The following is a 23,857-nucleotide window of genomic DNA, read 5'->3' on the forward strand; positions in this document are numbered from 1 at the left end:
GATAACTGAGCGCCGCACATGCGATTGCCCTGGGAGCAAAAAAATACGTCAATAGAGGCAAACGTTTTGCATTCGAGGCTGTAGAAAAAGGCAATTTCTGGTGTTTTCACGCTCCACAGAGGCAAAACTATGGGTCATTGCTCAAGAACAAGGGTACGCCCCATAGTTTTGCCACTTTGCCCCCCATAGTTCTGCCACTGGCTCATAAAACATACACTCGTCTCATGGTTTCGGTGTTCAAGCATCTTATAAGCTCAATCCCTTGTGAAGCTTTGTAAGTGTGGGCGGGAAGTGTGCGTTCGCCGCTGTTGCGAATAAAGAACGCTGGGCCAGCATGACCTCTTCCGCATCAGAGGTCATGCCTTTCGCTCGCCTCCGATCAGTCAATGCCCCCATCACAGGACATCTCGTAGTCCACAGGCGTTCCAAGCCAGCCTGCTTCGCGCTCGGCCCAATATCTGTGCCGCAACTGGCGGCCAATCGTCGAAGCCAGCGCCCGGCCATCCAGTTCAGAGGCCGGCATGACGCCGCCTGCCGTGGTGGTCATGAAAATTTCGTCACAGTGCTCCAGTTCTTGCACGGATATCGGCCTGACCTCTATTGGGATGTTCAGCATCGCGCAGAGTTCCAGCACGGATTGCCGCGTCATGCCTTCCAAAGCGCCACGATCGGGGGTCACAACCGTGCCCGCCAACACGGCAAACACATTATAGCCCGGACCTTCGGTCACATAGCCGTCCCCGTCGAGCAAAATCGCCCCGTCGAGCCCCTGATCCTCGGCCTCGAACAACGCTTGCGTCATATCCCCCCAGTGAAAATTCTTGGCGGTCGGATCCACCGCCTCCGGGGCGATCCGGCGGGTCTTGGCGATCATCATCCGCGCGCCGCGCTCTTGCAGATCAGGTGGCATGATCCAGGCAAAGCCACGCGCGAAAACCGCAAGATAGTTCTGGGCATTGGCCGGATGGCTTGGGACACCGCGCGGCGCCTTCCCCCTGAGGCAATCCATGCCCACATAGGCCGCTTTCAACCCCGACAGGGCGACAACGGCCAGAGCGATATCATGGATTTGCGCGTCACTTTCTGGCGGATCGAGGCGCCAGCGGGTCATCGAGCGACGGAACCGGGCGATGTGGTCATCGAGACGAAAAAATGAGCCCTCCCAAACGCTTGCTACATCATAAACAACATCTGAGCGCCGGTAGGCCCAATCCGTGATCGGAATCGTGGCTTCCGACAAGGGCACAAAGCGCCCACGCATATAAGCCGCCCCCTCTTCAAAGTCCGCCTTGCGGGACCAGGCGTCGGCAAAGGCGGTTTGGAGGCGTTCATCTCCGGCAAAATCGAGTGTCATTGAGCAAGGTCCCGGATCAGCGGATAGAGAATATCGAGCATGGCATGCGCGTCGGCTTCGGTTGTGATCAGCGGCGGACAAAGCGCAATCCGTCCATTGCGCGCCCGCAGGATCAAGCCTTTCTCCAGAGCCGCACGCACCACGCCTTGCAACATCGCATCCTCAGGGCGCTCACGCGTTCCCGGCGTGGCGACCAGCTCCAAAGCCATCATCAAGCCGATCCCCTCGACCTGCCCCACATAGGGCAACGGCAGGAATTCCGCGCGCAGCCGCGCCATCATCAGCGTCGAGATGCGCGCCACATTGTCTTCGATCCCGTCTTGGTCATAGGCATCGAAGGCGGCATTCGACGCCGCCATGGCCAGCGGGTGACCGGAATGCGTGAACCCCGGCAGCTTGGCGCCGGCCAAAACATCCGTGATGCCTTGCCGGATCACGACACCGCCACAGGGCACGTAGCAGGAATTGATGCCTTTGCCGACCACAAGCATGTCGGGCACGATGCCCCAATGCTCTGCGGCAAAGCGCGGACCGGTCCGATGGAACCCGGTCATGACCTCGTCGAGGATCAACAAAACGCCGTAGTGGTCGCAAATCTCGCGCACGCGTTGCCAATAGCCCGGCGGCGGCGGGACATAGCCGCCGACCCCAAGCACCGGCTCGGCAATAAAGGCTGCCACGCTGTCAGGCCCCTCCAATTCGATGGTCTGAGCAAGCTGCTCTGCGGCGCGCGCGCCATAGTCTTCGGGGTCCATGCCGGCGCCATCGCGGAACAGGTCGGGCGCCGGGATATGCACATGACCAGCAATCAGCCGCTGCATGGAGCTTTGCCCGCCCATGGCCATTCCCGTCGCAGACACCGCGCCCGAGGTGGCACCGTGATAGCCCGTGTAGCGCGAAATGATCTTGGTCCGGTTGCGGCCCATGCGCGACCAGTAAAGCCGGGTCAGCGCCAGCGCCATTTCGATCCCTTCGGAGCCGCTCGTGGTGAACAGCACCTGCTCCAGATCGCCCGGCGCGGCGGCGGCCAGCCGCTCGGCGCATTCGATGACGCCGGGGTGGCTGAATTGATAGAACATCGACAGGTAAGGCAGTTCAGCCACCTGTTCCTGGACCGCGCGCACCAGCCGCTCATGGCCGTAGCCAAGATTGACACAGTTCAACTGAGACCGGCCATCAATGAAACTGCGGCCCTCTGCGTCAAAAAGGCGGATGCCTTCTGCGCGATGGATGATGAAATCAACCGGCTCTTGCACGGCGTGATTGGGATGCAGAACATGGGCGAGATCGCGGGCGATGTCTTGGGTGAGATCGCTCTGATGGGCGCCGAAGGGGATGTTCATGAATGTGCTCTTTTCTTTTGGTCTTGATCTTGTGCCGGGGCAATCAGGCCCTGACGGCACCAGTCGTCAAAGATCGCGAGGATCGTCTGACTGAACTCCGCGTCGTTGATGTGATGATCGACGCTGTGCATTTCGATCGCGCCAGACAGGGCGTCGCTCAGAGTGGCTTCGAACTGGGCAAGCCCCTCCGGGTCATGCATATCCTGCCCCGGACGATCCCATTCGTTGACGCCCAACCGCGGCATGACAAAGGCCGTCGGCCCCTGACTGATCGAGAGTTTTTGCGCAATGATTTCAGCGATCCTGATCTTGTCCGCCGCCCCGGTAGCAATGCCTCCGATCAAACGGTTGTGCGCGTGAAAGCCCGCCTCAGAGGACCGACCGGAGCTGTCCCACGCGCGGTCGTCCACGCTATCGATTGCGCCGGGGGCGACGATCTGGGGCACGCCCAGCCGTCCGGCGGTTTCCAACCGGTCCGCGCCGGAATGCACCGGGCTGCCCAGAGCGTGGTTCGAGACCTCAATCAGGGACAGATCGAGCACGGCGGCAAAACGGCCCTGCGCCACGAGGCCCTCCAAAGTGCGCCCGCCCATTCCAACGGTGTGAAAGATCACCACCTCATAGCCACGCGCTTCCAACTCGGGCTTGAGATGTCCGATATAACGCAGACAAGACCCGCCCAGAGACGAGATCGCGATGGCACGGGCGTCGGATCGCAACACGCCACACATCGCAGTTGCCGCGCCAACAACCGCACCCGCAGCCTGATTCAGCACCGCCTTGCAGTCAGAATTCAGCCCCCATAGACCACCGGCCCAGAGGATCATCATCAAATCCGGCGCGATGCGCTCGGGCGGGATGATATGCGAAAACGCGACCGATGAGACGATCAGCTTTGGCACACCGATCGGCAAGGCGGACATGACCTCCAACGCGAGATCCGTGCCCATCGTGCCACCAATCGCCAAAGCGCCGTCGATCTGCCCCGCGAGATAGAGATCAGACGCCAGCCGGGCCGCGCCCTCGGCCATCACTTCCATCGCCTTGCATTCATCCCCGAGCGCGGCCACCTCGGACAGGCGCATCCCTGCCCTCTTCGCGACCTCATGATTGGCATGATCGACGGGCAGTTTCGGCACCCCAAGCACACCGACATCCATAATGAGCGCCCGGTGTCCCAGGCGCGCAATTTCGGTTTGAAGGTAGCTGAGCTCATCGGCTTTCGTGTCGGCCGTGCCAATCAGCAGGATACGTTGCATCGTCTGTGTCACAGTCATTCTGCCGCATCCAGTCCGACCACAGGCGTCCGCCCCAGCATAAAGCGCTGAACGAGGTAAAAGGCGATCCCTGCCACGATCCAGGCCGTTCCCATGATCAAGGACTGGCTGCTCAACCCGGTGAACACATAGGCCACAACGAGAAAGCCGATGCCGGGCAGGATCCAGTGCCGAACCAGCTGACGCGAGCCGCCGCGGATCCCGTAATGCATGATGACCGAGGCATTGACGAACATGAAGGCCATCAGCGCGCCGTAGTTCACCAGCGAGAGCAAAGTGTCGAGATGCGCCCCGAAGCCCAGCGAGAGCACCGCCATGATCACGGCCATGAACAGGATCGCCACATAGGGGGAGCGAAACCGGCTATGGACGCGCGACAAAATACCCGGAAGTTGGCGGTCGCGGGCCATGGCAAAGAGCACGCGGGACACGGCAGCCTGCGGCGGGATGGTCGAGCCAAAGCCGGTGCCCAGACCCACGGCGAGCGTCACGATCAGACCGACAAAGGGCATCCGGGCGTTAATGATCTCAAAAGCGGCGGCATCGGGGGACAGGCCCTCCAAGCCTTTCGACAGATCGGAGAGCAGCCAGCTTTCGATGATGAAAATGCTCGCCATCACCACAAGACAGAGGATCGTCGCCCGGCCAACGGCATTGCTATGCCCCTCTTTGAGCTCTTCGGACAGTGTCGAGATCGCATCGAACCCGAGAAAGGACAAGATCGCGACGGAGGCCCCGGCGACGACCAGATTCATCTGCACGCCACCTTCGGGCAAAAGCGGCGAGAGGCTGAGACTGACGGGCGTGGAGGGCGACAGAAGATAGATCACGGCGGCGATGACGAAAATCGTCACGGCAATCATCAAGGCGCCTGCGATCATCATGTCGGCGCGGGTGGTGAATTTGATGCCACAGAGGTTCGTGACGGTCGCGATCACCAAAAAGAACATGACCCAGCCCGCGACCGGCACAGCAGGGATGGCGGCATTCATGCTCAGACCGGCGATCAACAGCATCAGAGAGGGCAGCAGGATATAGTCGAGCAGGATCGACCAGCCCGCCGCAAAGCCCAAAAAGGGACCAAAGGCCTTTTGCGCGTAGTTGTAGACCGACCCCGCCCCCGGCGCGGCCCGCGACATGGCGGCATAGCTCAGCCCCGTCAGCACCATGCCGATACAGCCGATCAAATAGGACAGAACCGCCATATCGCCGGAGCTGTCCTGTACGAAACCATAGACAGCAAAGCCCGCGATGGGGCTCATGAACACGATACCATATAAAAGCAGATCAAGCGTGCCCAAGCTGCGCTTGAGCTTTGGGCGCTCGGTGTCAGTTGTCTGTGTCAAATCCTAGTCTCCCGTTGTCGCCTCAGACATGGCTGCCGTGTCTGGTCCCGCACGCGGGACAAGCGAGGGCCTGTCTGAGCTTTTTGCTTTTTTGCGTTTTGTGCCCCGGAGCGTGGGGCACGAGAGAAACCGTACGAGGCCTATTTATATAAATGAAATGAAAGTTTTGAATTGCGGTATTCGCAATTTGAATTCCACAGGTGCGCACGTCGCGTACAAAGGAGCGTCACGCGGCACGCAAGACGCCCCTTCGCGATTACAGCGTCGTCAAAAACCGACGCTCACGCCCCTCAAGCACGGCGCAGGTCAACACGCCCTCATAGGCCCGCGTGTCCACATTGGTCCGGTTTGGACGTATCGTCGGCAGGTCCGAGGGCGTGTGCCCATGGATCACATATTTCGGAAAATGCCCACGGTAGTCGAGAAACCCCTCCCGGATCCACATCATATCTGTCGCGGTCTGCTCTTCGAGACGGACCCCCGGACGCAGGCCAGCATGGACGAAAATATAGCCATCCCGAATGTAGCAGGTCTGCAGTTCCTCAAAGAATATCATATGCTTGTCAGGAATTCTCTCCCGCAACTTCTGCGCGATCTGCGGGAGGCGTTGAGGTGTGATCTCATCGGTTTCGACACCGTAGGCCTGCGCCGCCTCGGCCCCACCATGCGAAAGCCAACTCTGTCCCGCATGCTGATCCCCGTCTCGCAAAAAGCGCAGCAAAAGGTCCTCATGATTGCCCCGCAGACAGATCATGGGCACCCCCTCATGAGGCAGCTCCTCAAGAAGGAAATCGATGACGCCATCGGAATGCGGCCCGCGCGAGATATAGTCCCCCAAAAAGATAAATTCGCAGCTGTCCGCTGGGAAACGCCGGATGTCTTCGCGAATGCGAGCCATGAGGGCGCGCAACAGATCGACCCGCCCATGGATGTCACCAATCGCATAGCTCCTATGCCTTTGGCGCAAATGCAGATTTGACAGGCGTCTTGCTCGTTTTATAGGCATCACATGACCTCCCTGAAGCATTCGGCAATCTGGTCTCGCATCCAGCGATGCGCCGACTGGTTGGTCATATGTTTGTGCCACACCATGCGACAGGGGACGGGCTCCTGTTCCATCGGCAGGGCAAAGGCCCGCAGCCCATCGAGATTGGCATAGGTCTCCGTATGGCTTTTCTGAACCCGTTGCAGCACATAGGTCACCATATCGGTATCGCGCAACACATTGATTGCGGCGAACAAATGCGGCACGGTCATCATCGTATTGATGTCGATACCCGCCTCGATGAGCACCGGGAAAATCCCCGTTTCCTGCTCTTTCAAAGACCCGATTGCGATCACCGGCAGCTCTGACAGACTTTCGCGCGTGATCCCTTTTTCGAACAGCGGATGGTCGTGGCGCGCCAGTCCGCAATGGGAATCCATCAGGAGCGTAACGCTCTCAAAACCTGGCGGAACCTCACCCGTCGGTCCGATCAGAATGTCATAGGCGCCGTCGCCGAGCCGTTTGAACAGGTCATGGCCGTCATTTGAGGAGATATGCAGCCGGACCTGCGGTGCGCGGTCGCGCAGCCTGCGCGCCAAAGGAGTGGCCAAAACTGTCGAAGCGTAATTGTGAAACGCGATGTTAAAGGTGTTTTGCGCATCAAAAGGGTCAAACGCCGTGTCATCCAGAGTGACTTGAAGCTGCATAAGCGCCTCACGCACCGGCCCGGCAATTTCAAGCGCGCGCGGCGTTGGTTTCATGATGCCTTCCGATCTCTCGAACAGGTCATCCCCCAACAAACTGCGCAATTTATTGAGCGCATGGCTGACCGCAGGCTGCGACAGCGCAAGACGCTCTCCGGCGCGGGTCACGTTGCGCTCTGCCATCATGACATCGAAAACAAGAAGAAGATTTAGATCGAAGCGTCTTAAGTCCATACCGTTCTATCCGGTTGTCTGCGGCCCCTGTCGCGCCACACAGGGTGTTGCGTCATGGTCACCACAAATCAGGTCACATGTAGGAAAGCGGAAAATCTCCGCCGTGTTGCCGCGCTCCTCGGCAACACAATGCATCATAGGTGGCTCCCAATCAGACGCAAGCGATTGAGCGCCGAAAGAACCGGGTCACATCGGCAGGAAAAAGGAAAACGCAGCCAGTATGTTGAGTAGTGCTGGCCCGTCCCAACTGATTTCGAGAGGATGCCGCAGTCTGCCAAGGACATCCCCCCCTCCCTTACTCCGGCAACCGCCACGCAAAGTTTGAGCAGAACTCCAAGTTCACAGCACGATTGCTCTCGCGTGATCTTGTGAGAATTTCAGCATCGAACTCACGCGGAAACTCTTTTTCGGGCAAGAGTTTGGCAAGGTTCCTTGCAAGAGGCCTCAGCCGCCCCAAACCGAGCCGATTGAGCCTCTGAAGCGCGCGAATTTCCCCATAGGTCGGCGAGACATTTCGCTGACGTACCTCGCGTGCCGCTTGACGCGTTGCCGGCGTATCCTCATCAATTTGCGCCAGAAAATCGATGAGGATATTTCCCTCTGGAAAGTTCTTTCTCGAAAAAGGAATTGCGCGGATCTTCTCAGCTCCAAAGGCATCCGCCCACAGAGACAGCGGTCGATAATAGTCGAGCCAAAATCCGTCAGAAATCTGATCGCGCATGAAGTCTTCAAAACTTGACGCACTCGCCCTTTTGCCTTTCACCCATTGCGCGTAATAACTTTTGAGAAACGAAACCTGATCGCGCAGATATACAATCACCGTCACGTCTCCAAAAACGTTATAAAGCTGGTGCTTAAGAGCCTGTATGGCCTCCGCATCATTGCCAAAATCGGAATAGATATGTTCACATGAGGCCAGAAAACGGTCGCTTTTCTGCGCCGCTATTTCAACAGCTGCGTCCCTGAATACCGTGTCGCGCACGGTTTCAAAACGCGTATGGTTCGGTTTGTTTTTCCGACGTAGAAATCGCTCTCTGGCAAGCAGGCTGTTGGATGTCATCGCAAGTTTCCACGCCGTCTGCTCGCCGAAAGCCGCAACAGTATGCACTGAGAGCGGGGTCGTATTCACGAACCGCTGAATCGACGTGCTGGCCGTTTTCGGTGTACCGATGTGAAGATAAAGCATGAGTTTTCCCGGTGTTTCCGCCCTGTCGCCAAAATGGTCGACACAGCACATCAGTAAAGCGACGTTCTATCTAAGCTGGTAGTCAAATCGTTCGATCAAGTCACCGAAAATGGCATGAATCATCTGTTTGACCTCGGGCTGATCGGAGAGAATGGAGGCCGGAGTTGTCTTTTGAGGACGAATGTTGCCCTTCGCATTGATGGAGTGAAATGTGCTCCAAAGGACTTTTAATGCAGGCACTTGGCTTTCAAGTTCCAGGATGTCCCGGCTGTCTTTTACGATTTCAGGAAAAAAACATTCGATGATTTCAAAAAGATCACGGGCTACGTCCCCAAGTCGCGCAGAAAGCGCACGATAAGCCAGTCTTTTTAAGAGTCATTTAAGTATTTTTTCAACAAAAAACGTAGGCGTTGCATCTGCCCCCAAATAGCCTCCGACGGGCGACATCACACCCTGAAAGCCTTCCTCCAAACCAGAGGACGGCAATATGTCAGAGCAATCGAGCACTCGAAAACACTACGGTTTTTTTCACATTCATCTGCGCCTTCAAGGTTGGGCGGACTCTAGGTGAGGGATTTCACGGCCAGAAACGCACTTCATTACCGCCAGGACTGTTCAACGGATGGGGCTCACGTCTTCGTTTCAGGGAGAGGGAGATTCAGGCGGTCTGCGCCGGTCAGGATGTCGAACCGTCCGGCTTTGCAATTGGCGATCAAGGTCATGCCCGCAGCCTCTACCGTTTCGACCGCAAGCAGGCTTGGGGCAGAGACGCCGATCACCGTCGGGCAACCGATCATAGCGGATTTTTGCACGAGATCGACAGAGAGCCGCGAGGTCATCACGATCGCACCGCTCTCAGGGGCGATACCTTCGCGCAGCAGGGCGCCGCAGAGTTTGTCCAAGGCATTGTGCCGCCCGACATCTTCACGCGCAAAGGTGATGCCAAGACCGGGGATCAGAAAGCCCGCGGCATGGGCCGAACGGGTCTGGTCGTGCAGCGGCTGAAAGGCGCGGAGCTGATCCGGAGCATCGGCCACCTCTTGCGGGTCAAGTGTCACACCCTTGCCGAGAGGCGGCAGAGTGCGCAGCGCTTGATCGAGGCTGTCGATGCCGCAGAGCCCGCACCCCATCGGCCCCAAAGCCGCACGACGGCGAGACAAAAGCGCCTCGGCGGCCTGTTCCGCCACCCAGAACCGCGCCTCGAGGCCCTTGTCATGCGCGATCACCTCGAACCGCTCGATCTCGGCCAAATCGCGCAGATAGCCCTCCGTCAGGGCAAAGCCATAGGCGAAATCTTCGATGTCTTGCGGCGAGGCCATCATCACGGCGACGGTCGTCCCGTTGAACACGATCGCGACCGGGGTTTCGACCATGAGGCTCCGGCTCTGCTCGCGCAGGCCCTCGGCGGACCATCTGCGCGGCGCGATGGGACGGGTGGCCATGCGGGAAAGCGTCGGGTCAGCCATGTGCCGGGGTCCGATGCTCAAACAGGGCGCGGCCCTTTTCCGTCAAATGGTAGAACACCCGCGAGGTACGGATGTCCTTTTTCTGGGTCTCAATCAGGCCAAATTCCTGCTCGAGGCTGGTGCATTCCCGGATCACCAGCGCATGAGCCAGATCGAACAGACGCGCAAAGCCGCGGCTGTCCTTCGCGATCCCGAGATGAGAGGCCGCCAAAATCAGCGGCCCCATCGTGCTCAGGTAAGAGTGCTGCGCGTTCTGCGCAGCCCCGAAAGCGGTCTCAAGGGCGTCTTCTTGCGACATGGTGATCCGGCTCTCACGCGCCCTGATGCGGGGTGATCTTGACGATCACCGACTTGGAGGTCGGGGTGTCGCTTTGATCGCCCACGGTTTGGTGCGGCACCAGCTCGTTCATCTCCGGGTAATAGCCCGCGATACAGCCTTTTGGCGTGTCGTAGGGAACGACGCGGAACCCGGTGCAGGCGCGGTGACGACCATCCTCGAAACAGCCCGTCAGATCGACAAGATCGCCGGCCTTAAGACCGTTTTTCTCAATGTCCTTCGGGTGGATGAACACCACATTGCGAGCACCATAGACGCCGCGATAACGGTCATCCATGCCGTAGATCGTGGTGTTGTACTGATCATGCGAGCGGAAGGTCTGAAGCACGAATTTTCCCGCCTCAGACTGAATTTGCTGCCATTCCGTCTGGTCGCGCAGATCGTCGATGCCAAAATTCGCCAGCTTCGTCGGCGTGTTCCACTCGCGTTCGCTGGCCGGGTTGCGCAGCCAGAAGCCACGCGGTTTGCGCACGTCTTTGTTGAAGTCGCCATAGATCGGCAAAACCCGTGCGATCATGTCCCGGATCAGGTCGTGATCTTCAGCCATCTCACCCCATTTGACCACATCGCTGCCGATGGTGGCCGCCGCGATGCCCGCAATGATGCCGATCTCGGATTTGAGCGTCTTCGAAGCCGGAAGGTTGATCCCGGAGGAGCCGTGCACCATCGACATGGAATCCTCGACCGTGATCATCTGGCGTTCGCCTTTCGAATTGCGGTCGATCTCGGTGCGGCCCAAGCAGGGCAGGACATAGGAGGCCTTGCCCGGCATCAGATGGCCGTGGTTGAGTTTCGTCGCGATGTTCACGGTCAGATCGAGGTTGCGGAAGGCATCGGCAACCAGAGAGCTGTCCGGCACGGCGCGGGCAAAGTTGCCGCCAAGCGCGACAAAGGCCTTGGCCGAGCCTTCGAGCATCGCGCCAATCGTATGGCTGACGTTATGGCCCGGCGCACGGGACAGGGTAACACCCAACTCTTTTTCCAGCGCCACAAAGAAACTCTCCGGCGCCTTTTCGTTGATCCCCACGGTGCGGTCGCCCTGCACGTTGGAGTGACCGCGCACCGGGCAGAGACCCGCGCCTTCGCGACCGATATTGCCCTTGAGGAACATGAAAGAGGCAATCTCGCGAATGGTTTGCACGGAGTGCAGGTGCTGGGTCACGCCCATCGCCCATGTGGTGATGACGCGCTCGGCCTTGAGATACATCTCGGCGGCGGCGGTGATTTCGTCGCGCGACAGGCCGGATTGCTCTTCGATCAGCTCCCATGAGGTGGCGCGCACGATGTTGCACCAGTCCTCGAAGCCAGAGGTATGTTCGCGGATGAAATCGTGATCTAGGATCGGGGCCTCGCCTGCGGCCTGTGCGCGGTCTTCGGCCTCCAAGACGATTTTAGACATGCCACGGAAAATCGCCATGTCGCCGCCAAGACGCGGACGGTAGTAATCGGTCGAGGTCGGCTCTGCGCCGCCGGTGAGCATCTCGATTTTCTTCTGCGGGTCGGCGAATTTCGTCAGGCCCTTTTCTTTGAGCGTGTTGAAAACACAGACTTTTGCCCCGCGCTCCACCGCTTCGCGCAGGCTGGCGAGCATCCGCGGGTGGTTGGTGCCGGGGTTCTGGCCGACGCAATAGACCAGATCGCATTTCTCGAAATCTTCGAGCAGCACGGTGCCTTTGCCGATGCCGATGGCTTGGGACAGGGCGACGCCGCTGGCCTCGTGGCACATGTTGGAGCAATCGGGGAAATTGTTCGTCCCGTAGAGGCGCACGAAGAGCTGATAGAGGAACGCGGCCTCGTTCGAGGCACGGCCAGAGGTGTAAAACTCGGCCTGATTGGGGTCCTCAAGCGCGTTGAGCCCCGCCGCGATGCCTTCAAAGGCCTCCTCCCAGCTGACCTCTTCATAGTGGTCGGTCTCGGGGTTGTAGCGGATCGGGTGGGTCAGGCGACCGGCGTGTTCCAGATCGTAATCGGTCCAGCCCTGCAGCTCGGTGACGGAATGCTGGGCGAAAAATTCGGGCGTGACACGGGCCTTCGTGGCCTCCCATGCCACGGCTTTCACACCGTTTTCGCAAAATTCAAAAGACGACCCATGCTCCGGATCGCCCCAGGCACAGCCCGGGCAATCAAAACCGTCGGCCTGGTTCAGGCTCAAAAGCGTCTTGGCGCCGCTAACGGGACGCCCGGTGCCCATCAGCTGACGGCCCACGCTTTTGAGCGCGCCCCAGCCACCTGCGGCGCCGGAGGGTTTTTTAATACAATCTTGCTTGGTCATTGTGCGTATCCCATGCTTTGCGCTTGTTTTGGGGGACATGACGCGGGGCCGCTCAAAAGAGCAGCCCCGCGCGATCTCATTTCAGAGGTTTGAGTGTTTACTCAGCGGCCACCGCTTCCGGGTGTGTCCGGCTGACGTGGTGCTTTTCATGCACCGGACGGATCAGCAGGTTCGCGAAGAAGGCGACGACCAGAAGACCGGCCATGCAATACATCGTGGTGTTGTAGAGCGTGGAGGTCGGGTCGATGGTGCCCGCCGGTGCGATTTCCAGAAGGTTCGCGATGGTCACGGTTTTGGCCGCCACGAGATCGCTCAGCTGTGCCACTGGCGCACCGAATTTCTCGGCGAAGGTGGCCGGATCGACCTGTGCCGCGAGATCGGCGATGGCGTTTTCACGCGACACGTTGCGCAGCGTGGTGATCGCGAGCGGACCAAGCACACCGGCGGTGGCCCATGCGGTCAGAAGACGCCCGTGGATGCCGCCAACGTGGAAGGTACCGAACACATCTGCGAGATAGGCCGGGATGGTCGCGAAACCGCCGCCATACATGGTGAAGATCACCATGGTCGCCGCGTAGAAGCCGATGAGGGCAGGGGTGCCACCCATGGAGGCCCAGAACGGGACGGAGAGGTAGAGCGCGGTGCCCAGAACGAAGAAGATGTGGTAGGTGGTCTTGCGCCCGATGAAGTCCGAGGTGGAGGCCCAGAAGAAGCGGCCAACCATGTTGAAGACGGAGATCATGAACACATAGGTGCTGGCGAAGGCCGCGGTGACGAGCGGCAGGTTGCCGAAGATTTCGTCCATCATGGTTTTCGCCACGCCGATCACACCGATCCCGGCGGTCACGTTGAAGCAGAGCACGATCCACATCAGCCAGAATTGCGGCGTCTTGAGCGCTTGGTCGATGTGCACGTGGTTGTCGGAGACCATGCCGGAGGCCGTCTGTTTCGGTTCCCAACCCGCCGGTTTCCAGTTTTTCGCAGGCACGCGGTACTGGAAGGAGGCGATTTGCATCACGATGAAATAGATGATGCCGAGCGTCACAAAGGTTGCGGCTGCGCCGGTGTCGCCGGTGCCGACGACATAGACACCCGCGTCGCCACCGAAGGGCGCGGCTTGGGCGGCGGTCGCGACGATGACTTCGACGGTGCCATTCGCGGTTTCCGCAAAGCGTTTGCCGCCTTCGGTGATCAGCGCCACAGCGCCTTCTGCACCGAGGAATTCAGGGGCTTTTTGGAAGGTGTTCAACAGCCAATCGATCAGGACTTTCCCGACCATTGCGCCGCCGCCGAACCCCATGATCGCCATGCCGGTCGCCATGCCGCGACGGTCCGGGAACCAGCGCAGAAGCGTCGACACGGGCGAGACATAGCCGAGGCCAAGACCGATACCGCCAATGGCGCCATAGCCCAGATAGATCAGCCAGAGCTGGTGTGTGGCGATGCCGATGGAGCCGATCAGGAAGCCGCCGCCCCAGCAAAAGCCAGCGACAACGCCCACGAAACGGGGGCCGACTTTTTCGAGCCATTTGCCGCCGAAGGCCGCAGACAGGCCCAGGAACACGATGGCCACGGAGAAGATCCAGACCACAGACGACAGCGACCAGTCGTTCGCGGCCGGGGCCAGAACGCCGAACTCGCGGGTCAGCGCGGGGTTGAACAGCGACCAGGCGTAGACCGAGCCGATGCACAGGTGAATGGCGATGGATGCCGGCGGCACGCGCCAGCGGTTGTAGCCCTCGGGGGCGACGATATTCTCTTTACGCAGGAACCCAAGCGGCCCGGCTGCTGAATCTGACATGTGACTGTCCTCCGATCAAATGGGGCTCTTTGGTCCCCTTATTGCGTTTGTCCCGCTGGGGGATCACGCGTCACTCCGCGACCAGATGTCGCGCCGTGTGTCGGGAATTGCCATTCCACGTCTTGTAGTGTCAAACTAAAATAATATTTATAAACAGTGCGTTATGAGATCTATCTGCGGCGCAGAAATGTCGAAATGTCCCATATTGCCCTCCTTGCACCGAGGGGCATCGGACAAAATGTCCACATTTGCATACCGTTTCAGATGTCCTCCGGACAGAATGACGCAGCCGGACACCAGACAGAAAAAATCGTGCCGCGCCCGCATATGCTCTCCACAGTGATGTTTCCGCCCGCGCGCTCCATCAAAGCCTGGCTGATCGACAGCCCCAATCCGGTGCCTTCGGCCTGTTTCGTGGTGAAAAACGGATCGAAAATATGGGCGATTTGATCGGCGGGAATCCCCGCGCCGGTGTCTGACACCCGGATTTCAACGCCCGGCCTGTCGCCCCGCAGGGTCTCTTGAAGCTCGACCGTCAGCGTGCCGCCCTTAGCCATCGCTTGGGCGGCGTTGATGAAGAGGTTGACCAGCACCTGTTGCAATTCGTTTTCGACGATCTCGATGGGGGGCACATCGCGGTCGATGCGCCGCGTCTCGATATTGTGTTTGCGCAGATCGGCAGCCACGAGGATCAACGCACTGTCGACCGCGTCTTTGACGTTCACCAAAGAGGAATGATCGGACATCTCGCCTGAGCGCGAAAAGCTCAACAGCTTGCCGACGATGACATTGATGCGGCGGGTCTGGGCCTCGATCAGGTCCAGCTCCATCGCGACCTCGGCCTTCATCTCCTCACTGAGGCTCATCCGCAAAAGCTCCATATTGCCCTGAATGACCGCAATCGGATTGTTGATCTCATGCGCCACACCAGCGGTGATCTCCCCCAAGGAGGCCAGCTTTTCCTTGAGGATCAGTTGCGCATAGGTTTCTTCGAGCTTTTCATTGGCGGCGCGCAATTCCTGCGTGCGCATATCCACCAGATCGTTGAGCTGATCGTTATATTGCCTGAGTGCCTCGTCGCGGTCTTTGACCTGATCGAGCAGGCGGTCGAGGTGGCGGGCCACGGCGCCGATCTCGTCCTCGGATTCCATCTTGCCGATCCGGGCCCTCAGATCGCCGCGCTCCACCTGCTGCATCGTCGAGGTCATGCGCTCCAGAGGCGCGAAGACATCGCGTGCCATCCGCAAGAAGATCGGCACAGCCAGAAAGAGCACGGCAAGAAACGCCAGCCCAAGCGCCAGAACCGTGCCGTTGCGCTGATCCTTGTAGGGTTGTTCGAGAAAGCCGGTATAGAGCATACCGACCCGCGCGCCGGTGACATCGGTCAGCGGCATATAGCCGGAAATATACCAGTCATTGACGACGAAAGCGCGGTCGAGCCATGTTTCACCACGCTCGACGACCTTGTGCCAGACCACTTCGGTGACACGCGTGCCCAAGGCGCGCTCGCCTTCGAAAAGGCGCACATTGGTGGAAATGCGCACATCATCGAGAAAGAGCGTCGTGGTGCCCGCATCCGACGGCGCCGCCTCATCCCCGCCATAGACCAGCGCGTTCATCCGGTCGATCACATCGAGATTGCGGTTCAACAGCCGCCCACCGAAGAGATAGCCGCCCTCTATCTGATAGGCCGCCCAAAGGATCAGACCCCGCTCCTCAAAGGCGCGGTCTGTCGGGCGCGCCCCATCGGTGTCGCGGATCGGCAGGCGGGCACGGTCAGCTAGACCATCCCCCCAAAGCGCCATCTCAGCGGGAGAAGCCACGATCAGGCCGGACTGCATGTCACGGTCGCGATCGCGCTGGAGCAAGGTCTGCACCGGCTCGGGCGTGCGGGCACCATCGGTTTCCATGATGAGGAAATCCAACCCGATCTGATCCCGCCTGCGGTCGAGAAACTCCGCCAACGCTCCCTCGCCCTCGGCCCTCGCATCGGAGAATTGCCGCGCGTTGCCGATGGCGGCGATGCTCTGGGCCTGCGCCTCTTCGATCTTGACGAAATATTGCTCTGCGATGCGCAGGTCGCTGGTGACTTTCTCAGTCAAAAGCGCGTCGAACCGCCCGAGCCAATGCCACATGGTCACGCCCAGAAAGATCGGCAACAGCACGGCAATCGGCAGCAGCGCCAGCACCAGAAGTTTGAGCCGAACCTGGGCTTTGAGGCGGGCGATCAGGGCGGTCATGCGCGCATCATCGCGTTAGAGGCCCCAGGCCTGACATTTGCGATCAATGGTCTTGCGCGCCACGCCAAGGATGCGCGCGGCTTCGGCCTTGTTGCCGCCGCAGGCTTGCAAGACATTGAGAATGTGCCGCTGCTCCACGGCCTCGAGGCTCTCGGTTTCCGTGCTGCCGACATCTTGGAGGGCGCGTTCAAAGCCGCCTTGAATGATCGCGCGCTCCACCACGTTGCGCAGCTCCATCACATTGCCGGGCCAGTCATGCGCCATGAGGCGGCGTTTGTCGCTTGCCGATATGTCAGGCGCCACGGCCCCCATGCGCGCCGAGAGCGATGTGAGAAAGAACTCCGCGATTTCGATGACATCGGAGGGACGTTCGCGCAACGGCGGGATCCAGACCTCATGCACATTCAATAGATAGAACAGATCGGTGCGGAAGCTGCCGTCTTCGACCGCCTGTTTCATGTTGCCTTTGGAGCAACAAACGACACGAATGTCGGTCTGAAAACTGCGGCCACCGCCGACCGGCTGAAACCGCCCGGTGCTGAGCCATTCGACCAACAAATTCTGCCCCGCGGGCGGGAGCAGATCGACGTCTTCGAGAAAGAGAACGCCACCCTCTGCCGTGTTGAGAATACCTTCGCCGGAGCTGACAGACCTGTCGACACGCCCGAACAGACGCTCGCGAAAGTCTTCGAAACTGATCCCGAAACAGGGCAACCATGCGAAAGGCTTATGCGCACGGGGCGAGACGCTGTGCAGCATCCGCGCGGCGATATGTTTGCCGGTGCCGGTTTCCCCCTCGATCACCACAGGCGCGTTGATCTGGGCGGCGCGTTCAATGGTGTCGCGCAGGGTCTGCGCCGCTTGCGACGAGCCGACAAAGGTATCGCGCTGCCGCAACAAATCGCTGCCCGCCGCCAATTCTTGACGCAGCACGGTGTTCTGCCGTTTCAACGCGGTTTTAGCGAGGCTTTTGGAGATCGCGTTCAACACCTGATTGGAATGGAACGGTTTCAACAGGAAATCGCTGATGCCCAGACGCAGGGCTTCGATCGCGGTGTCGAGATCGGCATAGGCGGTCATCAGGATGATGTCGGAGCGCAACCCGATCTGCCATTGATCCGCCAACCATTCGAGCCCGGTCATCCCCGGCATGATGTTGTCGAGCATGATGACATCATAGCTTTCCCCGTCGAGAAAGGCAGACGCCTCGGCAGGGGTCGCGGCCACATCGACGTGGCGACATTTGGTGGACAGCGCTTTTTTCAGGAAATGGCGCATGCCCAGTTCGTCATCGACCACGAGGACGGAGGCCTTGGCCAAATCCGGCCCGAAAGCTGTGCCGGCCTCTTGTCCCATGTCTTGCTTTTTGTGCGTTTGATCCGTCATTGCCCCCCTCTTTATCGCGTTTTGCACAGAACGGTATCCTCCTTTTTCGGCAGGGTGTCGGATCAATTGGCGCACAGACCCGCTCGACAGATGAAATTTGACGGAAAAGAAGGATATCCCGGTTTGACCATTCGATCTAAAACGACCTGTATCCTAGGGCGCAGGTGTCGTCGGACAGATGTTTGCATTCCGGGCAAGCGTCGGGACGTTTCGACGGGCCAGAACCGAGACAGGCGCAGGGGCAGGCTTGGTTTATTGAGCCACGCGGCTTGAACCTTGGGGCGCATTCAGGTCTACAGCCCGGGATAGATCAGGGCCTTTGGAATCAAAACCATGACCTCACACGACGGCCAAGCGGCCTCCATCATATTCGACACGGTCGGAAAATCCTTTGCCAAACCGGGCGGGGGAACCGTTTCCGCGATCAGCGATGTCTCCCTCACCGTCGAGGCCGGGACGATCACCGGCATCATCGGGCGTTCGGGCGCGGGCAAGTCCACGATGCTGCGCATGGTCAACGGGCTGGAGCGTCCGACCTCGGGCAAGGTGCTGGTCGGCGATCAGGACGTGGGCACCGCGCGCGGCGCCAAGCTGCGGGCCATTCGGCGCGACGTCGGGATGATTTTCCAGCATTTCAACCTCTTGTCCTCGCGCACGGTCTCCGAGAACATCGCTTTGCCGCTGGAAATTGCGGGCATCGGAGGCGCGGAGATCAAGACCCGCGTGGCCGATCTTGTCGACCGTGTCGGGCTGACGGCGCAGGCGGATCGCTACCCGTCCGAATTGTCCGGCGGCCAGAAACAGCGTGTCGGCATCGCCCGTGCCTTGGCGACCGAGCCGAAAATCCTGCTCTCCGACGAAGCCACCTCGGCGCTCGACCCGGAGACCACGCAAACCGTGTTGTCGCTGTTGAAAGACATCAATCGCGATCTCGGGCTGACCATCCTTTTGATCACCCATGAAATGGCCGTGGTGCGTGACATCGCCAGCCATGTCGCCGTGATCGAGGGCGGCCAGATCGTCGAGGCCGGAACGACCTATGACGTTTTCACCGCGCCGCAACATCCGACCACGCGGTCTTTCCTGTCCGGTGTGACGGGGGTCACTTTGCCCGCCTTTATCAAAGATAAAATCATCGCGGAACGTCCGACGTCGGGCGGCGAGGAAGTGGTGCGCGTGACCTTCTCCGGCAAACATGCGACCGATCCGATGTTGGCGCTTTTGACCCGCGATCTGGGGATCGAGGTCAATATTCTCGCCGGTGCGGTCGAAGAGATCGGCACGCAGCCCTTCGGCAACCTTCTGGTCTCGCTCGACGCCACCAAAGGCGATGAGGCGCGGGCCTATCTGGAACGTCACGGGCTTTTGACGGAGGTGCTTGGCTATGTCGGCTAATCTCATCAACCTTTTGATCGAAGCGACCGGTCAGACGCTTTACATGGTGGCGATCTCGACCCTTCTGGGGACCCTGTTCGGCCTGCCTCTGGGCGTGTTTCTGGCGATCTCTCAACGCGGGGAGCTTTTGTCCTCGCCTTGGGTGAACAAGGTTCTGGGCCTCGTGGTCAACGCCACGCGGTCCGTGCCGTTCATCATTCTCGTTGTGGCGATCATCCCCTTCACCCGCGCCATTGCGGGCACCTCGATCGGCACCACCGCCGCGATCGTGCCGCTGACCATTGCCGCTGTGCCCTTCATCGCGCGGCTGGTGGAAAATGCCATCCGCGAGGTCGATGGCGGGCTCATCGAGGCGGCGCGCGCCATGGGGGCGACCCCGTTCCAGATCATCCGCAAGGTGCTGATCCCCGAAGCCTTGCCCGCGATCACGCTCGGCCTCACGCTCGCCGTGGTGAGCCTCATCGGCTATTCCGCCATGGTCGGCGCCGTGGGCGGTGAAGGACTTGGCGATCTCGGTATTCGTTACGGTTATCAGCGCTTCATGCCCGATGTCATGGCCGTGGTGGTCGTCATTCTCATTGTTCTCGTCCAGCTTGTGCAGTCCATCGGTGAATGGATTGCCGCCCGCGTGGACAAACGTGCCCCCAAGGGGCGCGGTCAATAACCCTATCTGAACCGCATCATAAGGAGTTTACACATGCTGCGCGTTGCAACACTTTCCTCCGTTCTCGCCCTCATGGCCTCTGTCGCTATGGCCGAAGAGATCAAAGTCGGCGTGTCCCCCGGCGAACATGCTGAAATCATGGAAGAAGTCGCCAAAGTCGCCGCCCCGATGGGCCTCGACATCGACGTGGTGGAATTCTCCGACTACGTGATCCCGAACACCGCGCTGGCCGATGGCGACATCGAAGCCAACTCCTTCCAGCACGTGCCCTATCTGGACAACCAGATGAAGGACCGCGGCTTTGAACTGGTCGTCGTGGGCAACACAATCACCACGCCGATGGGCATCTATTCCGACAAGATCGAAGATCTCGCCACCCTCGAAGACGGTGCGAAAGTTGCGATCCCGAACGACCCGACCAATGGCGGCCGTGCTTTGTTGCTGTTGCAAGACCTCGGTCTGGTGACGCTCGCCGAAGGCACCGGTCTCGTGCCGAGCCCGCTCGACGTGCAGGACAACCCCAAGGGCCTCAAGTTCCTCGAACTGGACGCCGCCCAACTGCCGCGCACCCTGTCGGATGCCGACATCGCGATCATCAACACCAATTACGCCATCGCCTCGGGTCTGAGCCCGAAAGACGATGCCATCGCGATGGAAAAGGCCGAAAGCCCCTATGTGAACGTGATCGTTGTGCGCAAGGGTGACGAGGACCTGCCTTGGGTGAAAACCCTTGTGGACGCCTATCACACTGATGAGGTCAAAGCCTTTATCGAAGACAGCTATGATGGCGCGGTGATCACCTCTTGGTAAGAGGCCACTTTGGCATGGCTCAGGCGACGTCCTGACCGTGTCGCCTGTCTGAATATCGAAACGCCGCCCTGCATCGGGCGGCGTTTTTTTCATCTGCGCCAAGGATCGGCACGCGGCGCGAAAAGCAGGATCGCGCAGACAGAAGACCAGCATGGGCAATCCGCAAACGCTTGCCCATGCCAATCATTTTATGCGTCCTGAACTAGCACCGGCGTAAAGTAGGTCTTGGAACGACCGCCCAGCGTGATCGGATCGATCATCTTCACGCAGGTCTGATAATGCTCCGTCTTGCGATGCTCATCGAGCGCCGCTTCGCTTTCAAAGATTTCGTAGACAAAGAAATTATTCTCGTCTTCGGGGTCATGCAAAAGATCGAAACGAATGTTCCCGGCCTCTTTGCGGGTGCCTTCGCAATTGATGGTGAAGGCTTCGAGAAACGTGTCCCGCGTGCCTTCTTGCACTTTAATATTCACGAGTTGAATCAGCATGTGTGAGCCTTTCGAAAGATAATGTTGGGGCGATCAGGTGCCCGGCGCTTGCCACATTGACGTGGTGATCCCCGACGTGACCAAGTCACGCTGCGCGGCGTAGGCCCGCTCCCAGCGTGAGCCCGCTTCGTCGTAGAGGGGTTTGAGGTCTGCATTGGGGGTGAATTCGGCTTCAAGCGCAGACCAGGCGGCACCACCTTCGGTCAACGACGAGAACAGTGACGCCCCTGTCGCCGCCGCGATGGCACAGCCCTGCGCGGTGGCTTCCTTGACCTTCGGGGTAACGACCGGAAGGCCGGTCACATCCGCCAGAATTTGCGCCCAATGCGCCGATTTCGACGCGCCCCCGGCAAAGACGATGCGCTCCGGTTGCTTGCCGGACAGCTCGAACACCGCTTTCAGATTGCGATGGGCCACGATGGCGGCGTTTTCCTGCAAGGCACGGAAAATGGCGGCGGGGCCGGAGGTCTCGGGATCAATCGAGAGATTGAGCAGAGAGGGCGCCGCGTGGAACCATTCACCATAGCGCATCACATCCGAAAAGATCGGGATGATCCCATGCGCCCCCGGCGGAACGGATTTCGAGGCGGCCTCCAGCTCCGTATAGCTTTTGCCTTGCCCGAAAGCATCGCGGAACCAACGCATCACGGCGCCGGTGAAAAAGCTGATCGCTTCGGCTTGATTGAGCCCCGGCACGACATGCGGATTGATCCGCAAATTCATCGTCGGATCGCGCAGAGACAGCGGTACATTGACGACCTGTTGCCAGAAGGTGCCACCCAGAACCGCGCAATCGCCCTCGTTGACGACGCCAAGCCCGAGCGCGCCGGTCTGGCAATCACCGCCGCCTGCAACGACCAAGGTGCCCACAGCAAGGCCGGTCACCTCGGCGGCTTTTGCATGCACTTGACCGACGACTTCGCCCGTCGAGACAGAGCGCGGCATCAGATCCGGCGACAGCCCCGCAACCTCGAACGCTGCCGCCACGGGGGCGCGATCCGTCAGGCCGATGAGACCGGTTGTGCCGGCATTCGACGGCTCGGACGACAGCGCGCCGGAGAGCCGATACAGCACCCAATCCGACAGCATCGTGAGCGCACGGGCATTCTCGAACACCTCGGGCATATGGCTGCGCAACCAGATCAGGCGCGGCAAAGCGCCCAGCGCATAGGTCTGACCCGACAGCGCGTAAATGTCTTCTTCGAGGCCGGGATGATCCGCCTTGAGGCCGCGCACTTCGGCATCCGCGCGCGCATCCACATTGGCGCAGGCCCAGATCTCGTCGCCCTGCGCATCGTGCAAAACAAAGGCCTCGCGCATCGCGGTCGCGCTCACCGCCTTAATGTCTTTCGGATCGACGCCGGTTTTGGCGATCAACTCACGACAGCACCGTGCGAGCGTGCTCCAGTTGCCTTGGGTGTCGAAATCCATCGACCCGGGAAAACGCGGATCGCTTTTGTGCCACCATTCCTGCCCGACGGCGCCGACCTCGGCACCGGTTTGATCGAACAAAACGGCGCGACCGGAGCCGGTGCCTGCGTCGAATGCGAGAAAATATTGCATGTTTACCCTTCCACGGCGTCGAGCAAAGCCAAGGCGGTCGGCTCGTCGGTCACCAGAATGTCGATGATTTCTCCGCGCAGAGCGGAGAGGATTGGTCCGGTCTTGGTGGGGCCACCCGCGGCGGCAATCACTTTCTCGGAGGTTCTGAGCTGTTCAAGATCGACGCCAACGACGCAGTCATGCAGCGGCAGGCTGATGTCTTGGCCGGTGCGATCGTAGAAGCGGCACAAAATGTCGCCACGTGCGCCGAGGCGGCGCAGCGGGTCGATTTCACCGGGCGCGAGATAGCCCTGATTCACAACAGTCGCGGTTTCGCTCAGCCCACCGATGCCCACAAGTTTATACTCGGCCTCCAGCGCCTTCGAGATCAGCGAGGACACGGACGGCTCCTGCATCAGCGCCTGCGCCAGTTCGGGGGTCGAAACCACAAGCGGGGCCGGGATGATATTGACGTTGCGATGCCAATTGGCCTCACGCATCCCCTCGACATAGGTCTTCACGCCCCCCGTCAGAGAATAGAGACCAACGCCGCGCTCTTGCGCCGTGTAGCCGAGCATTCGGATCGAATGCGCGACAGTTTCGCCCCAGCCGACCGACAGACTGTCGCCGGGCTGCAGTTTTTGCATCAGATACTGCGCCGCTGCTTGGCCGACACGCATATTGATGTCTTCCGAAGTGCTTTCGGGAATGACACGGCAATCGCTGAGGCCGAATTGCGCACGCATGCGGGTTTCAAGCTCAAGACAGCCCTGTTCCCGCGAATTGATGCTCAACTGAATGAGACCAGAGGTCCGGCCCGCGTCGAGCAGGCGCGAAACCTTGATTCGGGACAGATTGAGAAGCGCGCCGATCTCACCTTGGGTCAGGCCGTCATTGTAATAGAGCCACGCAACACGCGCGAGTAAAGCCGCGTCCCCGTTGGTCTCGTTCATGTCCGCCATCCTCTGCGCCCTTTCGGCTTCGGTAAGTTTTTTTATTTTTTGCAAATACATTTGATCATGTCAAT

The 23,857-nt window shown here is 59.7% G+C and carries 19 protein-coding genes; 3 read left to right on the top strand and 16 right to left on the bottom strand.

Translation table 11 applies throughout. From position 1 onward, the window contains the following. Positions 1-379: 379 nt before the first annotated feature. From LC094_RS07590 to LC094_RS07650, 13 genes are all read right to left on the bottom strand, one after another. On the bottom strand, positions 380-1,354 hold the full coding sequence (locus LC094_RS07590; RefSeq protein WP_226551320.1) for an aminotransferase class IV: 975 nt from the start codon (positions 1,352-1,354) through the stop codon (positions 380-382). Continuing rightward, positions 1,351-2,697, bottom strand: a complete 1,347-nt coding sequence (locus tag LC094_RS07595) for an aminotransferase family protein (RefSeq protein WP_226551322.1) — start codon at positions 2,695-2,697, stop codon at positions 1,351-1,353. The genes LC094_RS07590 and LC094_RS07595 overlap by 4 nt, the downstream gene beginning before the upstream one ends. Further along, a complete protein-coding gene (locus LC094_RS07600; protein WP_226551324.1) occupies positions 2,694-3,974 on the bottom strand; it encodes a Tm-1-like ATP-binding domain-containing protein in 1,281 nt (426 codons plus the stop codon). Before LC094_RS07600 ends, LC094_RS07595 begins: the two co-directional genes overlap by 4 nt. Further along, positions 3,971-5,320: an APC family permease gene (locus LC094_RS07605; protein WP_226551326.1), complete on the bottom strand. Its 1,350-nt coding sequence runs from the start codon at positions 5,318-5,320 to the stop codon at positions 3,971-3,973. The genes LC094_RS07600 and LC094_RS07605 overlap by 4 nt, the downstream gene beginning before the upstream one ends. A gap of 256 nt (positions 5,321-5,576) precedes the next feature. Next, positions 5,577-6,326 carry a metallophosphoesterase family protein gene (locus LC094_RS07610; RefSeq protein ID WP_226551334.1) on the bottom strand — a complete coding sequence of 250 codons (750 nt, stop codon included), beginning with the start codon at positions 6,324-6,326 and terminating at the stop codon, positions 5,577-5,579. Further along, positions 6,326-7,243 (bottom strand): LysR family transcriptional regulator, encoded by a 918-nt coding sequence (locus LC094_RS07615; RefSeq protein WP_226551336.1) that lies wholly within the window; start codon positions 7,241-7,243, stop codon positions 6,326-6,328. The genes LC094_RS07610 and LC094_RS07615 overlap by 1 nt, the downstream gene beginning before the upstream one ends. Before the next feature lie 295 nt (positions 7,244-7,538). Continuing rightward, complete coding sequence (locus tag LC094_RS07620) at positions 7,539-8,429, bottom strand: hypothetical protein (protein ID WP_226551338.1); 891 nt, start codon at positions 8,427-8,429, stop codon at positions 7,539-7,541. Between the two features lie 629 nt (positions 8,430-9,058). Further along, positions 9,059-9,895, bottom strand: a complete 837-nt coding sequence (gene fdhD / locus LC094_RS07625) for a formate dehydrogenase accessory sulfurtransferase FdhD (protein ID WP_226551346.1) — start codon at positions 9,893-9,895, stop codon at positions 9,059-9,061. Then, positions 9,888-10,193, bottom strand: coding sequence for a hypothetical protein (locus LC094_RS07630; RefSeq protein WP_226551348.1), 306 nt, complete (start codon positions 10,191-10,193; stop codon positions 9,888-9,890). Before LC094_RS07630 ends, fdhD begins: the two co-directional genes overlap by 8 nt. A 13-nt stretch (positions 10,194-10,206) precedes the next feature. Further along, the gene (locus tag LC094_RS07635; RefSeq protein ID WP_226551357.1) at positions 10,207-12,504 is read right to left on the bottom strand and encodes an FdhF/YdeP family oxidoreductase; all 2,298 of its coding nucleotides are present in this window, start codon (positions 12,502-12,504) and stop codon (positions 10,207-10,209) included. A 97-nt stretch (positions 12,505-12,601) separates the two neighbouring features. Further along, on the bottom strand, positions 12,602-14,305 hold the full coding sequence (locus tag LC094_RS07640) for an OFA family MFS transporter (RefSeq protein ID WP_226551359.1): 1,704 nt from the start codon (positions 14,303-14,305) through the stop codon (positions 12,602-12,604). 260 nt (positions 14,306-14,565) lie between these two features. Next, positions 14,566-16,545, bottom strand: coding sequence for a sensor histidine kinase (locus LC094_RS07645; RefSeq protein ID WP_226551361.1), 1,980 nt, complete (start codon positions 16,543-16,545; stop codon positions 14,566-14,568). Between the two features lie 15 nt (positions 16,546-16,560). Next, positions 16,561-17,931 carry a sigma-54-dependent transcriptional regulator gene (locus LC094_RS07650; RefSeq protein WP_226551363.1) on the bottom strand — a complete coding sequence of 457 codons (1,371 nt, stop codon included), beginning with the start codon at positions 17,929-17,931 and terminating at the stop codon, positions 16,561-16,563. A gap of 333 nt (positions 17,932-18,264) precedes the next feature. Between LC094_RS07650 and LC094_RS07655 the strand changes: the two genes are divergently transcribed. From LC094_RS07655 to LC094_RS07665, 3 genes are read left to right on the top strand one after another with little or no spacing between them, the layout of a single operon-like run. Then, on the top strand, positions 18,265-19,326 hold the full coding sequence (locus LC094_RS07655) for a methionine ABC transporter ATP-binding protein (RefSeq protein WP_226551365.1): 1,062 nt from the start codon (positions 18,265-18,267) through the stop codon (positions 19,324-19,326). Continuing rightward, positions 19,316-19,990 carry a methionine ABC transporter permease gene (locus tag LC094_RS07660; RefSeq protein WP_219784180.1) on the top strand — a complete coding sequence of 225 codons (675 nt, stop codon included), beginning with the start codon at positions 19,316-19,318 and terminating at the stop codon, positions 19,988-19,990. Before LC094_RS07655 ends, LC094_RS07660 begins: the two co-directional genes overlap by 11 nt. A 33-nt stretch (positions 19,991-20,023) precedes the next feature. After that, positions 20,024-20,800: a MetQ/NlpA family ABC transporter substrate-binding protein gene (locus LC094_RS07665; protein WP_226551367.1), complete on the top strand. Its 777-nt coding sequence runs from the start codon at positions 20,024-20,026 to the stop codon at positions 20,798-20,800. A 188-nt stretch (positions 20,801-20,988) separates the two neighbouring features. On the opposite strand, the gene LC094_RS07670 is transcribed toward LC094_RS07665, so the two are convergent. Genes LC094_RS07670 through LC094_RS07680 form a run of 3 tightly spaced genes read right to left on the bottom strand, consistent with a single transcriptional unit; the run spans position 20,989 to position 23,783 of the window. Further along, complete coding sequence (locus LC094_RS07670) at positions 20,989-21,288, bottom strand: antibiotic biosynthesis monooxygenase (protein ID WP_226551370.1); 300 nt, start codon at positions 21,286-21,288, stop codon at positions 20,989-20,991. A gap of 33 nt (positions 21,289-21,321) precedes the next feature. After that, on the bottom strand, positions 21,322-22,851 hold the full coding sequence (gene lsrK / locus LC094_RS07675) for an autoinducer-2 kinase (RefSeq protein WP_226551372.1): 1,530 nt from the start codon (positions 22,849-22,851) through the stop codon (positions 21,322-21,324). 2 nt (positions 22,852-22,853) lie between these two features. After that, entirely contained in the window at positions 22,854-23,783 is a 930-nt protein-coding gene (locus tag LC094_RS07680; RefSeq protein ID WP_226551380.1) for a sugar-binding transcriptional regulator, read from the bottom strand. Positions 23,784-23,857 lie beyond the last annotated feature (74 nt).

The sequence above is a fragment of the Celeribacter naphthalenivorans genome (assembly GCF_020524585.1).
GTDB lineage: Bacteria > Pseudomonadota > Alphaproteobacteria > Rhodobacterales > Rhodobacteraceae > Celeribacter > Celeribacter naphthalenivorans.